Origin of the sequence: Streptomyces sp. NPDC058274, from assembly GCF_042881375.1 — a bacterium.
GTDB lineage: Bacteria > Actinomycetota > Actinomycetes > Streptomycetales > Streptomycetaceae > Streptomyces.
In genome coordinates this window covers 644361-658031 of sequence record NZ_JBHVXW010000001.1, presented here as the reverse complement: position 1 = coordinate 658031, position 13671 = coordinate 644361, and the positions used below count along the sequence as shown (strand labels likewise).

General features: G+C 71.3%; 12 protein-coding genes. 5 read left to right on the top strand and 7 right to left on the bottom strand.

Features of this window, described 5'->3' with window-relative positions; translation table 11 throughout:
* Nucleotides 1-140: 140 nt before the first annotated feature.
* Entirely contained in the window at nucleotides 141-1406 is a 1266-nt protein-coding gene (locus ACFVYF_RS02935; RefSeq protein ID WP_389449782.1) for an MFS transporter, read from the top strand.
* 265 nt (nucleotides 1407-1671) lie between these two features.
* On the opposite strand, the gene ACFVYF_RS02930 is transcribed toward ACFVYF_RS02935, so the two are convergent.
* From ACFVYF_RS02930 to ACFVYF_RS02920, 3 genes are all read right to left on the bottom strand, one after another.
* Nucleotides 1672-2994 carry a hypothetical protein gene (locus tag ACFVYF_RS02930; RefSeq protein ID WP_389450629.1) on the bottom strand — a complete coding sequence of 441 codons (1323 nt, stop codon included), beginning with the start codon at nucleotides 2992-2994 and terminating at the stop codon, nucleotides 1672-1674.
* A gap of 213 nt (nucleotides 2995-3207) precedes the next feature.
* Complete coding sequence (locus tag ACFVYF_RS02925; protein WP_389449778.1) at nucleotides 3208-3549, bottom strand: MazG-like family protein; 342 nt, start codon at nucleotides 3547-3549, stop codon at nucleotides 3208-3210.
* Nucleotides 3550-3639: 90 nt separating this feature from the next.
* Complete coding sequence (locus ACFVYF_RS02920; RefSeq protein ID WP_389449775.1) at nucleotides 3640-4185, bottom strand: DoxX family protein; 546 nt, start codon at nucleotides 4183-4185, stop codon at nucleotides 3640-3642.
* A gap of 133 nt (nucleotides 4186-4318) precedes the next feature.
* On the opposite strand from ACFVYF_RS02920, the gene ACFVYF_RS02915 reads away from it, so the two are divergent.
* Complete coding sequence (locus ACFVYF_RS02915) at nucleotides 4319-4645, top strand: nuclear transport factor 2 family protein (protein ID WP_389449772.1); 327 nt, start codon at nucleotides 4319-4321, stop codon at nucleotides 4643-4645.
* A 110-nt stretch (nucleotides 4646-4755) separates the two neighbouring features.
* Complete coding sequence (locus ACFVYF_RS02910) at nucleotides 4756-5766, top strand: aldo/keto reductase (protein WP_389449769.1); 1011 nt, start codon at nucleotides 4756-4758, stop codon at nucleotides 5764-5766.
* A gap of 111 nt (nucleotides 5767-5877) precedes the next feature.
* On the opposite strand, the gene ACFVYF_RS02905 is transcribed toward ACFVYF_RS02910, so the two are convergent.
* Nucleotides 5878-6612, bottom strand: coding sequence for an ABC transporter ATP-binding protein (locus ACFVYF_RS02905; protein ID WP_389449766.1), 735 nt, complete (start codon nucleotides 6610-6612; stop codon nucleotides 5878-5880).
* A 174-nt stretch (nucleotides 6613-6786) separates the two neighbouring features.
* Nucleotides 6787-8214, bottom strand: coding sequence for an ABC transporter permease (locus tag ACFVYF_RS02900; protein WP_389449764.1), 1428 nt, complete (start codon nucleotides 8212-8214; stop codon nucleotides 6787-6789).
* A gap of 454 nt (nucleotides 8215-8668) precedes the next feature.
* Between ACFVYF_RS02900 and ACFVYF_RS02895 the strand changes: the two genes are divergently transcribed.
* A complete protein-coding gene (locus tag ACFVYF_RS02895; protein ID WP_389449761.1) occupies nucleotides 8669-9862 on the top strand; it encodes a D-alanyl-D-alanine carboxypeptidase family protein in 1194 nt (397 codons plus the stop codon).
* A gap of 241 nt (nucleotides 9863-10103) precedes the next feature.
* Here ACFVYF_RS02895 and ACFVYF_RS02890 read toward each other — a convergent pair whose 3' ends face one another.
* Nucleotides 10104-10862 (bottom strand): SDR family oxidoreductase, encoded by a 759-nt coding sequence (locus ACFVYF_RS02890; protein WP_389449758.1) that lies wholly within the window; start codon nucleotides 10860-10862, stop codon nucleotides 10104-10106.
* A gap of 133 nt (nucleotides 10863-10995) precedes the next feature.
* Here ACFVYF_RS02890 and ACFVYF_RS02885 point away from each other — a divergent pair, with 133 nt between their 5' ends.
* Entirely contained in the window at nucleotides 10996-12651 is a 1656-nt protein-coding gene (locus tag ACFVYF_RS02885) for an alkaline phosphatase D family protein (RefSeq protein WP_389449755.1), read from the top strand.
* Here ACFVYF_RS02885 and ACFVYF_RS02880 read toward each other — a convergent pair.
* Nucleotides 12638-13660 carry a Gfo/Idh/MocA family protein gene (locus ACFVYF_RS02880; RefSeq protein ID WP_389449752.1) on the bottom strand — a complete coding sequence of 341 codons (1023 nt, stop codon included), beginning with the start codon at nucleotides 13658-13660 and terminating at the stop codon, nucleotides 12638-12640. The genes ACFVYF_RS02885 and ACFVYF_RS02880 overlap by 14 nt on opposite strands.
* Nucleotides 13661-13671: the final 11 nt, after the last annotated feature.

Sequence of the window (13671 nt, the reverse complement as noted above, 5' to 3'; positions counted from 1 at the left end):
GGCGACAGGAATGGTGCGCCATACACGGGGTACGCGCCTCTCGTTATGTGTGTCTCCTGCCAGGCGGCGAGCGCAGGGGCCCCTCCGGACACGCCGTGTGCGCGCCGCGACGTACCGCCGACGAAAGACATTTCCTCTCGATGAGTTCCGCTCCCACCTCACCCCCGTCGGACCGGGCCCGGGCGAAGGCCCTGCGCCGGCTGATCACCGCCAACGGGCTCAGCTCGGTGGGGGACGGTGCGCGGTTCGCGGCGCTGCCCCTGCTGGCAGCGTGGAGCACCGGCGACGTGTTCTGGGTGTCCGTGGTGGCGGCCGCGGGCCGTGCGGCCTGGCTCCTGGCACCGGTCATCGGCACCCTGGTGGACCGCACGCCCCGGCGCCGGTCGATGGTGGGGGCCGACCTGGCGCGGTGCGCGACGCTGTTCCTGCTGTGCGCCCTCGTGGTGACGGGGTGGACGCCGGTGACGGTCCTGGTGCTGCTGGCGTTCGGCTCGGGCCTGGCCGAGGTGTTCTTCGACAGCGCCGCACAGGCCGTCGTCCCGACGCTGGCCGCCGACCACCAACTCGAGCGCGCCAACGCCCGGGTCATCTCGGCGCAGATCGTCGGAACCGGCTTCGTGGGCCCGCCCGTGGGCGCCGCGCTCTGGTCGGCGTGGCACCCGCTCCCCTTCCTCCTGGACGGTGCGACGTTCCTCGCGTCGGCGCTGCTGCTCACGGGGCTGCCGGAGCGGGCCGCACCGACCGCGGGAGACGGCGAGCAGGGGATACGGAGTCTGCTGCGGGGCACCTGGGCCGGGTTGCGGTTCCTGGCGCACGACCGGGTCCTGCGCCCGCTCATGGGGGTGGTCGCGGTCCTGGGCGTGGCGCAACAGGCGGTCTACGCGGTGCTCGTGGTCTACGTCGAACAGCGTCTGCATCTGCGCCCCTTCGGCTACAGCCTCATGCTGGTAGCCGCGGCCGTCGGCAGCCTCGCGGGGGCGAAAACGGCACCCCGGATCGTGCGGTGGCTGGGGCCCGGGCGGAGTGTGAAGGTGTCGGTGACCGTCTCGGCGCTCAGCTACCTGGTCGTCGCGGTACTGCCCTGGTGGCCGCTGGTCGCCGTCATGCTGGCTCTCAACAGCGCCGGGGTCGTGCTGTGGAACGTGTGCACGGTCTCCCTGCGGCAGCGTCTCGCCCCGCCGGACATGCTGGGCCGGGTCACCAGCGGCTATCGGCTCGCCGCCTGGGGGGCCATGCCGATCGGCGCCTCGGCGGGCGGCGCCCTGGCTCAGCACGTCGGACTCGACGCCCCCTGGGCGCTGGCCGGCCTGCTCCTTCTGGCGTGCCTCCCCTTCCTGGGCGCGGTGGCCACGGCGGGGCACGGCGCGGCGAAGGCCGGCATCGGTCCGTCCGGCGGACCCGCCTGAACTCTTCGCGCCTGCCGCAGGTCCAGCTGCAGCGGTACCAGCATGATGACCGCGTCGAGGCCGCCGTCACCGAACAGGCCATCCGCGTACGGGACGGCACCGGCACGCAGCACGCAACTCCCGGGCTGTCGGTGCAGCCCGGGAGCCGGTGGTCCGTGGCGCGGTCTCGTGGACCGTCAGTGCGTCACCGCGGACGCGTCAGTGGGTCACTGTGAACGCGTCAGTGGGTTCCTGCGAACGCGTCAGCGCGTCACCGTGAACGCCGTCAGTGGGTCACCGTGAACCACGTAGCCCGCGACTTCTTCCACTCCGGGTGGTCGAGGTCCTTCGCCTCGGTGCCGTCGCCGTAGAGGTCGGCCGAGCCGTCGTCCGTGATCAACTGGGCGCGGGCGCCGGGGGTGTTGAGGTCGGGGACGTCCACGACCGACTCCCAGCCGCCCGGGTCCGAGGTGGGCAGGTCGGCGCGCTTGACGGGGGCGTGGGCGGGGTTGCCGTCCCAGGAGTAGAGCGCGTACGGGTCCGAGTTGTCGTCGGCGGCCCAGGAACCGGCGACGATCAGGTACTGGTTCGCGGCGTTCTTGCGGATGTCGCGGACGGACAGGCCGCCGAGGTCGAGCTCGACGGGCGTGCCGAAGGTGGCCGTCGCGCCGGCGCTCACCACCTTGTCGATGTTGGTGACGGGCACGAGCAGCGCCTTGCCGCCGGGCACCGCCGGGGCGAGAGGGGCGCGGAAGCCGAGATACGCGGTCGTGGTCGAGCCGGGCGCGAATTCGAGCCCCTCCACGTTGAACCCGTCGATCTGCTTGGGTATCTGTCCGTCCGCGGTGCCCGCCGCGAAGCCGTAGCGGTTGCCGTTGGCCTTGTCCCACGCCACGACGTCGTCGCGGAGCTTCGCGTACGAGCCGCCGTACGAAAGCGTGGTGGCCGCGCCGGAGCCGGTGACCTTGGTGGTGAAGACGGTGTTGCGGTCCGACTTGTACACGCCGTCCTTGTTGTTGCCCAGTGAGCCCGTCCAGTAGACGGTGTCGCCGACGCGGGCCGCGCCCTCGATGTCGATCTCCTTCGAGACGCCGATCTTCGAGCTGAAGTCCCAGGTCTTGACGGGGGCTCCGGAGGTCGAACGGTCGTACAGGCGAAGGGTGTTGGACTCGTCGTCCGCCACGACGGCGTAGCCGCCGCCGACGTCGACGGCCGCCGAGGCATCGCTGGAGCCGGTGAAGTAGCGGCTGTCCGCGCTCTGCTGGACGGCGGCGGAGGCCGCGTAGTGCAGTGTCCTGGTAGCGGTCCGGCCGTCCACGCCGGTGACCTTCACGGTGAGGTCGGTGTACCCCTGGCCGCGTGCGGCGACCGCGAGGCGGCGGGCGCCACCGGTCCCGGTGACCGTGACATCGCTCGTGGTGGCCACGGCGGTACTGCTGCTCTTGGTCACCGTCACCGTGAGCGCCCCGGCGTCGGCGCCGCTCTGCGCGACCGTCACCGCCACGGCCGGGTCGCCGCTCGCCCCCACCGCGCCGGAGAGGTACTCCGCCGACAGCGAGAGGGTGGGCGTCCCGTAACTCGCCGCCTGTGCCTGGCTTCCCAGCCCCATCACGGCCAGGGTCAGTACCCCGCTCACCACGGCAACCGCCCTGCGACCACTGAGTACTACGTCGTCCTGCACGAGGAACCTTTCGTCGGCATGCTGTCGACGAAATTATTTAGCGGCCCTCACCAATTGTATGCATCCTGCGTGTATACAATTGTTAAACACGCGGGGGCCGGGTGGGACAAGTGGGATGGGCGGGACAAGTCCCGCCGCCCGTCAGGGAGTTCCGGCCGTCCCGAGGGAGCGGCGCGTGACGCCGGCCAGGTGGGCGGTGAACACCTCGCGGGCGTCCGGGGTGAGGGTGCGCAGCGCGACCAGGGCCGTGATGACGACGTCACAGAGTTCGGACCGGACGTCGTCCCAGGTGTGACTCGCGCCCTTGCGCGGGTTGTGGCCCGTCGCGCCGATCACCGCCTGGGCCACCTCGCCGACCTCCTCCGAGAGCTTCAGCATGCGCAGCAGGAGGTCCTCCCGGCTGTCGTGCGCCCGATGCGCGTCCAGCCAGGCGTGCAGGAGATCGATCGTGTCCCAGAGTTCCTCAGCAGCGTGCTCAGCCATGGGAGTCAGTCTCCCCCGAGGGGCGCAGCCCGATGACGTCTGCCCGCCCTTCCCGGGAGCCGGCCCCCGGACCGGGAGTCCGGTCGGCGGCTACTCGTCGAACAGCGCCTCCTGCTCGCCCTCCGCCGCCCTCCGGACCCGCTTGTTCCGGGCGCCGACCACGGCCAGCGTGAGCGCGGCCGTGAAGCCCAGTGCCGCGGGCACCATCCAGCCGCGGTTCACCGAGTGGCCGAGCAGATGGTCCAGCGACAGCCGGCCGGGGCCCGCCACCGCGAGGCCCGCCGCCGTCAGGCTCAGCGAGGCCGCGTACTCGTAGCCGCCGCCCTGTACGAAGAACCCGTTGGGCGTGTGTACCGCGGCCGCGCCCGCCATCGCGCCGGCCGCCGCCGCACCCGCCGCCGGCGTCGCGAGTCCCAGGGCGAGCAGCGTGCCGCCGCCCGCCTCGGCCAGGCCCGCGGCGGCGGCGCTCGCCTTCCCGGGCGCGTACCCCATGGACTCCATGGCCGCCGCGGTCCCCTCGAGCCCGCCGCCGCCGAACCAGCCGAACAGCTTCTGCGTGCCGTGCGCGGCCAGCACCCCGCCCGTGCCCAGACGGAGCAGCAGCAGTCCCAGATCGCTTCGGTCGAAACAGGTCACGGTGACTCCCAGAACAGACGGCGGCGTACGAGTCCCTCCCGCGTCCCCACCGTCGCACCCCTCTCCCGGCACCGGCGGTCCTGGGCAGCCGTTCGGGTGGCGCAGGCCCGGGACCGGTGTGAGTCTGACTGGCATGACGATTCAGGTAGCCAAGCTGAGCGACCCGGCCGTCCGGGCCTTCGTCAGCGCCGTGAACGCGCACGACCGTGAGGCCTTCCAGGCCCTGCTCACCCCGGACGCGACGATGTCCGACGACGGTTCCGACCGTGACCTCGACGAGTGGACCGACCGGGAGATCTTCTCCTCGCACGGCCACATGGAGGTCGACAACGAGTCCAACGGCGGCCGTGCCCTCATCGCCCGCTACAGCAACGACGCCTGGGGTGAGATGAAGACGCGCTGGAGCTTCACCGTCGACGACGGCGGCCGGATCTCCCGTTTCGAGACCGGCCAGGCCTAGACGCGGGCTGCCGGCCCGGTCCCGCGCCGGGGTCCTGCCCACGGGCCCGCACCCCGGTTCCGTCCGGGGTCTTGCCTTCGGGTGCACTCCAACTCCTAGCGTCACCGGACATGGAGAGCACCGAGAACGAGCAGGGGACACCGCACAGGACACTGGGACGCAGCGGGATCGAGGTCAGTGCCCTCGGCTTCGGCTGCTGGGCCATCGGCGGCGAGTGGCAGACCCCCGACGGACAGCCCCTGGGCTGGGGCAAGGTCGACGACGACGAGTCCGTACGGGCCATCAGGCGCGCCCTGGACCTCGGCGTGACCTTCTTCGACACCGCGGACGCCTACGGCACCGGGCACAGTGAGCGCGTCCTCGCGCGTGCGCTGGGCAAGCGGCGGGACGATGCCGTCATCGCCACCAAGTGGGGCAACCTGTTCGACGAGGAGCGCCGGCTCGCCATCGGCAGCGACGACTCCCCGGCGCACGCCCGCCGCGCCCTGACCGCCTCGCTGCGCCGCCTGGACACCGACCACGTCGACCTCTACCAACTCCACATCTCCGACGCCGGACCGGAGCGCGCCGCCGAACTCCGGGACACCTGCGAGGAGTTCGTGCGCGAGGGGCTCATCCGCGCGTACGCGTGGAGCACGGACGACCCGGCACGCGCCGCCGTCTTCGCCGAGGGCCCGCACTGCGCGGCCGTACAGCACCGTCTGAATGTCCTCCAGGACGCACCCGAACTGCTCGTCCTGTGCGAGGAGTTGGACCTGGCCAGCGTCAACCGCAGTCCGCTGGCCATGGGGCTGCTGACCGGTAAGCACCACGGGCAGCGCACGCTCGCCGCCGGGGACATCCGCAGCGCACCGCCCGTCTGGCTGCCCGGCTTTTCCGACGGCGGGGGAGCGGATCCGGACTGGATCGCCCGGGTGGACGCCCTCAAGGACATCCTCACCAGCGGCGGCCGCACGCTCGCGCAGGGCGCCCTCGCCTGGATCTGGGCCCGCAGCCCCCGCACGATCCCGATCCCCGGTTTCCGTTCGGTCGCTCAGGCCGAGGAGAACGCGGGCGCGATCGCCAAGGGGCCGCTCACCGCAGGGCAGTTGGCCGAGGCCGACCGCGTGCTCGGCCGGTGAGCGACCCCTTCGACCGCCACCGGACAGCCGTACGGCGGCAGGTGGGCCAGTAGCCCCGACCCGCCGTACGGACAGCCGTACGGCGGGTCGGGGACCGGCGGGCCGGCCGCCCTACTGCTGCTGGGCGAACGGCTGCCCCGCGTACTCCCCGAGTACCGGCGGCCGCGCACCGCCCTGCTCGGTCAGCGTGATCTGCCCCGCCTTGATGGTGGCGACGCGGGGCGCCCGGCGGGCGATCGACGAGTCGTGGGTGACCATGATGAAAGTCAGCCCGTACTCGTGCCACAGCCCTTCGAGCAGGCCCATGATGTCGTCGCGGGTGCCCTCGTCGAGGTTGCCGGTCGGCTCGTCCGCGAGGAGCACCTTCGGCTTCTTGACCAGGGCGCGCGCGATGGCGACCCGCTGCTGCTGGCCGCCGGACAGCTCCGCCGGCGCATGCGCCAGGCGGTCGCCGAGACCGACCGAGCTCAGTGCCTCGGCCGCCCGCTCGCGCCGCTCCCTGGCCTTCACCCCGAGCGGTACGAGCGCGGTCTCCACGTTCTCCTGCGCGGTCAGCGTCGGGATGAGGTTGAACGCCTGGAAGATGATGGCGATCTTCTCGGCGCGCAGCCGGGTCAGCTTGGCCTCGCTGATGGTGGCGAGGTCCACGCCGTCCAGCTCGACGCTGCCGGCACTGGGCCGGTCCAGACCGCCGATCATCTGCAGCAGCGTCGACTTGCCGCCGCCGGTGGGGCCCTGGATGACGAGCTGGTCGCCGTCCTCGATGACGAGGTCGATGCCGCGCAGCGCCTCCACCGTCTCCTTGCCCCGCGTGTAGCGCTTGGTGACGCCGGTGAGCTTGTACATGAGTTCTCCGAAGATGCAGCAGAAGAGGAAGCGGATGAGGAAGCGGATGAGGAAGCGATTGAGGAAGGCAATGAGGAGGGGCGGGGCGCCGTGACCCGGGGGGAACGGACACGGCACCCCGGCTCACGGGGTGTTCGCCGGCCGCCGGGGGTGCGCCCGGCGTGCCGAGGGGTGTTACGAGACGCTGCGCAGGGCGTCGGCCGGGCGCATCCGCGAGGCGCGCCAGCCGCCCATCGCACCGGCGATCAGACCGCCCGCGATGGCCAGGCCCGCCGCGAGGGCGATGGTGGTCACCGAGACCGGCGCGGTCAGCGCGATCTCGACGGTGTTCTTGGCCTGCTGGGCGGCGCCGCCACCCATACGGCCGCCCATGCCGCCTCCGCCCGAGCTCGCGGCGAGCTCCGCGGTCAGCTTCGGGCTGATCGCCGTCACCGCGTACGCCGCGCCGAGGCCGAGGGCGATGCCCAGGGCGCCGCCGAGCAGACCGTTCACGATGGACTCGCCGACGACCTGCCGGGTGACCCTGCGGGAGGGCCAGCCGAGCGCCTTCAGCGTGCCGAACTCGCGCACCCGGCGGCTGACCGCGGACGAGGTGAGCAGCGCGGCGACGAGGAACGCGGCGACGAGCACCGCGATCGACAGCCACTTGCCGACGCTGGTCGCGAGGTCGGAGGCCGTCGACAGGGAGCCGGAGACGGTGTCGGCGAGGTCGGCGGAGGTGGTGACCGTCGTACCCGAGATGTTCTTCTGGATGGTCGACTTGACCGCGCTGATCTGCTGGGAGTCGGTCGCCTTGACGTAGATCGTGGTGACCTTGTCCTTCGAGTCGCCCAGCGTCTGCGCCTGCTTCAGCGGCAGGTACACGTCGGTGGTCGTCTCGCTGCTGTCGGGCGTCGCGATGCCGATGACCTCGTACTTGGTGCCGGAGATCTTGAACGTGTCGCCGACCTCGTACTTCTTCTCCTTGGCGTACGACTTGCTGACCACCGCCACCTTCGCGTCGGTCTGCGCGCTGGTGAAGGTCTTGCCGCTGGTGATCTTCGACGTGGAGAGCGGGCCGAGGTCCTGCTGGGTGACGTCGACGCCCGCGACGGAGTAGGAGTTGACGTCGAAGGAGGCACCGCCGCCCTGGACCCTGGGCTGGCCGGTGCCGCCGCCGCGGCCGCCCTGCTGGGTGGCCTCGGCCTTGCCCTGGGTGAAGGAGCCGTCGACCTTGGTCACGTTCAGGCTCAGCGCGCCGACCGCGTCCGCCACGCCCTTCTGCGACGCGACGTCCTCGACGAGGGAGGACTTCAGGGACTGTCCGCCCTGCGTCATCACCCGGTCCGAACTCTGGGAGGTGCTGTCGTCCGACTTGGCGTCGAAATTGAATTTGGGTCTGCCCGAAGAGCTGCTGCTGGGCGCCGCCATGGCCTTGGTGACCGTCATGTCGGTGCCGAGTCCGTAGAGCGATTTCAGGACCTTGTCCTGCGCCTGCTGCATACCGGCCGTCACCGAGTTGACGGTGATGACCAGCGCGATTCCGAGCGCCAGACCCATGGCGATCACCAGGGCCGCCTTCTTGCGCCGGCTCAGCTCACGCTTGAGATAGATGCCAAACATCCCGTTCCCCAAAGGTTCTTGGCGCCCGCTGTGGGCGCGGCCACAAACTATGGAGAAACCTTTGAGTGGACCTGAGTAAAGGATGTGTCAGGGCTGAGAATGCGGCGTCCGGAATCAGAATTGAGTAAGACAGCTGATTCCTAGGCGGGGGAGGGCCTGTTGCCAGGTAACACCTGTTGAGTGGGGGGCGGTGAAGAACAGCGGGCCCGCCCGGTGTGCGCCTCCCGGTGGGACGGTGGACGGGCACACCGGGCGGCTCGTACCCCTGTTCCGGCGGTCCCGGACCACTGCTCGCATCCCTGCTCCCGCGCTGTCCGACGGCTTGCGCGGAGCCGTTTCCCCTACCTTCGCCCGATCCTCGGATCCGGCCCTTTGCCGCGTCTTTGGGAGTGCCATGCCCTCCCTTTGTGACCCCGCCGCAGGGCGCCGGGAACGCACTTTGTACGGTCCCCGGATGCACGATTCCTCTCGGCTGACCCGGCGTGCCGCTCTCGGCCTCGCCGCGGCCGCCGTCCCGTTGGCCTCTGCCACCCCCGCGTCCGCGGAACCCGCCGCCGTCTCCGTCCCGGCCGCCGCGATCGGCGGTGAGCGGCTGGGACGCACCGGGATCCAGGTGAGCGGCGCCTCGAGCGTGCCCAAGCTCACCGCGCGGGCCTGGCTGATCGCCGACCAGGGGAGCGGCGAGGTGCTCGCCTCGTACAACGCGCACCGGCGGCTGGCGCCCGCGTCCACGCTGAAGATGCTGTTCGCGGACACGGTGCTGAAGAAGTTCGGGCGGACCGAGCGGCACACGGTGACCGACGCGGACCTGGCCGGGATCCCGGCGGGCTCCAGCCTCGTCGGCGTCAAGCCCGGAATCACCTACACCGTCGAGCAGTTGTGGCTCGGCGTCTTCCTGCGGTCGGGCAACGACGCGGTGCACGTGCTCAGCCACATGAACGGCGGGGTCGACGCGACCGTCGCCGAGATGCAGGCCAAGGCCGCGGATCTGCAGGCACTGGACACGCATGTGGTCAGCCCCGACGGCTTCGACCACAAGGGGCAGCTCTCCTCCGCGTACGACCTGACGCTCTTCGCCCGGCACGGGCTGCACAACACCGACTTCCGCGCCTACTGCGCGACGAGGACCGCCGACTTCCCGGCCGGCGGCAAGAAGACCTTCCAGATCCAGAACACCGACCGTCTGCTGACCGGTGCGTGGGGGATGGAGACGTACGACGGTCTGATCGGCGTGAAGAACGGCTTCACCAGTCACGCGGGCAACACCTTCACCGGCGCGGCCACCCGCGACGGCCGCACGCTCCTGGTCACCGTGATGCACCCCAAGAGCGGCGGCAACGGCGTCTACAAGGAGACCGCCGCGCTGCTCGACTGGGGCTTCGCCTCGGCGGGGCGCGCCAAGTCCGTGGGCACGCTGGTCGATCCGCTCAGCGAGGGCGGCGCCACCGCGACCCCGGCGCCAAAGCACGCGAAGGCCGCCGGCGGTGCTCCGGCGTCCACGGCGGACGGCGGCTCGTCGTGGGGGCTGATCGGCGGGGCCGGGGGAGCGGTCGCGCTGCTCGCGGGCGGCGCCTTCGCGTTGCGCCGTCGCGGACGCAAGGGGAGCGACGACACCGCGGCCGCGGCGGAGGGCCGTCGACGGCGGTGAACTGTGGAGCAGCCGTTCCGTGGCCGGTGCACATCTCGCGGTCACACGCGAGGTCCGCCCCCTTCCGGATCGCGGAACGGCTGCTCCTCCCCCCTTGGTGTGGCCTGCGGAAGCTGTGTGCTCCAAGTGTGAAGCTGAGGTGGAGGAGAAATGAGCATAAGCCCGTCACCGGCCGGAATAGCCCGGACGGGCAGCTTCCGTTTGTGTAGGTTGACGGGCTGACCAAGGACGGCGCCGGGTCTCAGCCGCGGCCCACGTACGGCATCGCGGTCGCCAGTACGGTCGCGAACTGCACGTTCGCCTCCAGGGGCAGTTCGGCCATGTGCCGCACCGTGCGCGCCACGTCCGCCACGTCCATCACGGGTTCGACCGCAAGTTCGCCGTTCGCCTGGAGTGTTCCCGACTGCATGCGCTCGGTCATGTCGGTGGCCGCGTTGCCGATGTCGATCTGACCGACCGCGATCCGGTACGGACGCCCGTCCAGGGACAGCGACTTGGTCAGACCGGTCAGCGCGTGCTTGGTGGCCGTGTAGGCGACCGAGCGCGGCCGGGGCGTGTGCGCCGAGATCGAGCCGTTGTTGATGATCCGGCCGCCCTGCGGGTCCTGCTCCTTCATCTGCCGGTAGGCCGCCTGCGCACACAGGAACGCGCCGTTGAGGTTGGTGTCCACCACGTGCCGCCAGGCCTCGTACGGCAGTTCCTCGACAGGGACGCCGCCCGGGCCGAAGGTCCCCGCGTTGTTGAAGAGCAGGTCGAGCCGCCCGAACCGGTCGCGTACCGCCGCGAAGAGGGCAGCCACCTCGTCGGGGTGCGAGACATCGGTGCGTACGGCGACGGAGGTGCTGTCGGGCACCAGTGCGGCCGTCTCCTCCAGGGTCTCGGGCCGGCGTCCCGCCAGCGCCACCGACCAGCCCGTGCGCAGCAGCTCCACGGCGACCGCGCGGCCGATGCCGGAGCCCGCCCCGGTCACCACCGCGGTCTTCGTTTGCATGGCATTCATGGGCCCGCAGCGTACGGGAGGGTCCGCCATACGGAACTCATCCGTCCGCCATCTGACTGTTGTGTACGCGACAGGTCAGCGTCGACGCTGGCCACTCCAATGCCTTGTACAGCCACCGTCAGGGGAGCGCCAGATGACACCCGCAGCCCATCAGCCACCGCACGCACGGCCCCAGCACGCCCCCGAACTGCGCGCCGCCGCCCGGCACATCGGACGCCGCCGCTTCCTCACCGTCACCGGCGCGGCCGCCGCACTCGCCTTCTCCGTGAACCTGCCGGCCGCGGGTACGGCGAGCGCCGCCGAACTCGACGCGGCCAAAATCACCGACGACCCGTTCACGCTCGGCGTGGCGTCCGGTGACCCGCTGCCGGACTCCGTCCTCCTGTGGACGCGGCTCGCCCCGGCGCCGTACCAGGCCGACGGCGGTCTGCCCCAGGAACGCGTCGTCGTCCACTGGGAGCTGGCCCACGACGACCGCTTCCGCCGGATCGTCAGACGTGGCACCACCCTCGCGCACCCCGAGTTCAACCACGCGGTGCATGTCGAAGTCGGCCACCTCGACAGCGACCGGATCTTCTACTACCGCTTCCGGGCGGGCAGTTGGGTCAGCGAGACCGGCCGCACGCGCACCGCGCCCGCCACCCGCAGCCGTATCTCCGCGCTCACCTTCGCCGCCGTCTCCTGCCAGCGCTACGACCAGGGCTACTTCACCGCCTGCAAGCACCTGGCCGAGGACGACGTCGACATCGTCTTCCACCTCGGCGACTACATCTACGAGTACGCCGTCAACGCGGCCGGCGGCTCACGCGCCTACACCGACCGCACGCTCCCCGAGGTCTTCAACCACGAGACCCTGACCCTGGAGGACTACCGGCTGCGCTACGCCCTCCACAAGACCGACCCCGACCAGCGGGCCGCGCACGCCGCGCACCCCTTCGTCGTCACCTGGGACGACCACGAGACCGAGAACAACTACGCGGGCGACATCGACGAGAGCGACAGCCCGCCGGAGGAGTTCCTGCTGCGCCGCGCCGCCGCCTACCGCGCCTACTGGGAGAACCAGCCGCTGCGCCGCCCGCAGCTCCCGGACGGTCCGGACGCCCGGATGTACCGGCGGCTGCACTGGGGCCGGCTCGCCCAGTTCGACATCCTCGACACCCGCCAGTACCGCTCCAACCAGGCGTACGGCGACGGCGCGCACGTCCCCGGTCCCGAGTCGGACGACCCCGCGCGCAGCATCACCGGGGCGACGCAGGAACGCTGGCTGATCGACGGCTGGCACGACTCGCGGGCGCTGTGGAACGTCGTCCCGCAGCAAGTCACCTTCTCGCAGCGGAAGTTGGACCTCAACGCGGCCGCCAAGGTGTCGATGGACGCCTGGGACGGCTACCGCGCCTCGCGCGAACGGGTGCTCGCCGGGGCAAAGGAGGCCGGCATCGAGAACCTGATGGTGCTCACCGGCGACGTCCACGTCGGGTACGCCTTCGACATCAAGGACGACTTCGACGACCCGGCGTCCAAGACCCTCGGCACGGAGATCGTCGCGACCTCGATATCCAGCGGCCGGGACGGCGCGGACAAGCCCGCCAACTGGGACACCTACACCAAGGCCAACCCGCATCTGAAGTTCTACAACGGGCGGCGCGGCTATGTGACCGTCGGACTCGGGCTCGAGGAGGCGCGGGCCGACTTCAAGACGGTGCCCGCCGTGACGACACCCGGGGCGCCGATCACCACCGCAGCCTCGTTCGTGACGGAGGTGGGGGACCAGGGGCTCAAGCCGGCCTGAGGTCCGGCCCGGCGCCCTCTCCCGGATAGCGGACGCCGATGCGGTCCCGTATCGCGTCGAGCGTCCGCATCACGGCGAGGGTGCCCTCCAGCGGGACGAGCGGCGACTCGGTCTCGCCGGCACGCAGCGCCCGCATCACCTCGCCCGCCTCGTGCTTGAGGCTGTTGCGGGGGCCGGCGCCGGGGTCGGCCGCGAACCTCTCGGGGTCGCGGCCGTCCCGGTGCAGCACGAAGTGGTCCGGGAAGAAGAAGCCGTGCGGAATGTCGATCCGGCCCGCGGATCCGGTGACCGACGCGGAGACCGGGGTTCCGCCGTTGATGGAGCAGTGCACCGAAGCGAGAGCACCGCTCTCCCAGGAGAGCAGTGCTCCCGTCTGGAGATCGACGCCCTCGTCCGAGAGCACCGCTCTCGCCACGACGTCCGACGGCTCCCCGAGCAGCAGCTGTGCGAACGACACCGGATAGACACCGAGATCGAGCAGCGCGCCGCCGCCGTGCGCCGGATCGCGCAGCCGGTGCGAGGGCGGGAAGGGCCCGGCGAGACCGAAGTCGGCCTGCAGCGTGCGGACCTCACCGATCGCGCCGTCGTCGACCAGCGCCTTGAGCCGCCGCACCAGCGGATTGCAGTACATCCACATCGCCTCCATCAGGAAGCGGTCGTGGGTGCGGGCGAGCGCCACCAGCTCCCCGGCCTCGCGCGCGTTCAGCGTGAACGCCTTCTCGCACAGCACATGGCGCCCGGCCTCCAGACACAGCCCGGCGGCCGCCCGGTGCGCCGCGTGCGGGGTGGCGACGTACACCACGTCCACGTCCTCGTCCGCGGCGAGCGACGCCCAGTCGCCGTACGCCCGCGGTATCCCGAACCGCTCCGCGAACGCCTTCGCCGACTCCTGGCTGCGCGAGGCCACGGCCACGACCTCCGCGTCCGGCAGATCCACCAGATCCGCGGTGAACGCCGCCGCGATCCCCCCGGTCGCCAGAATTCCCCACCGCACGCTCTCGCCCGTCATTCCCGGCCTCT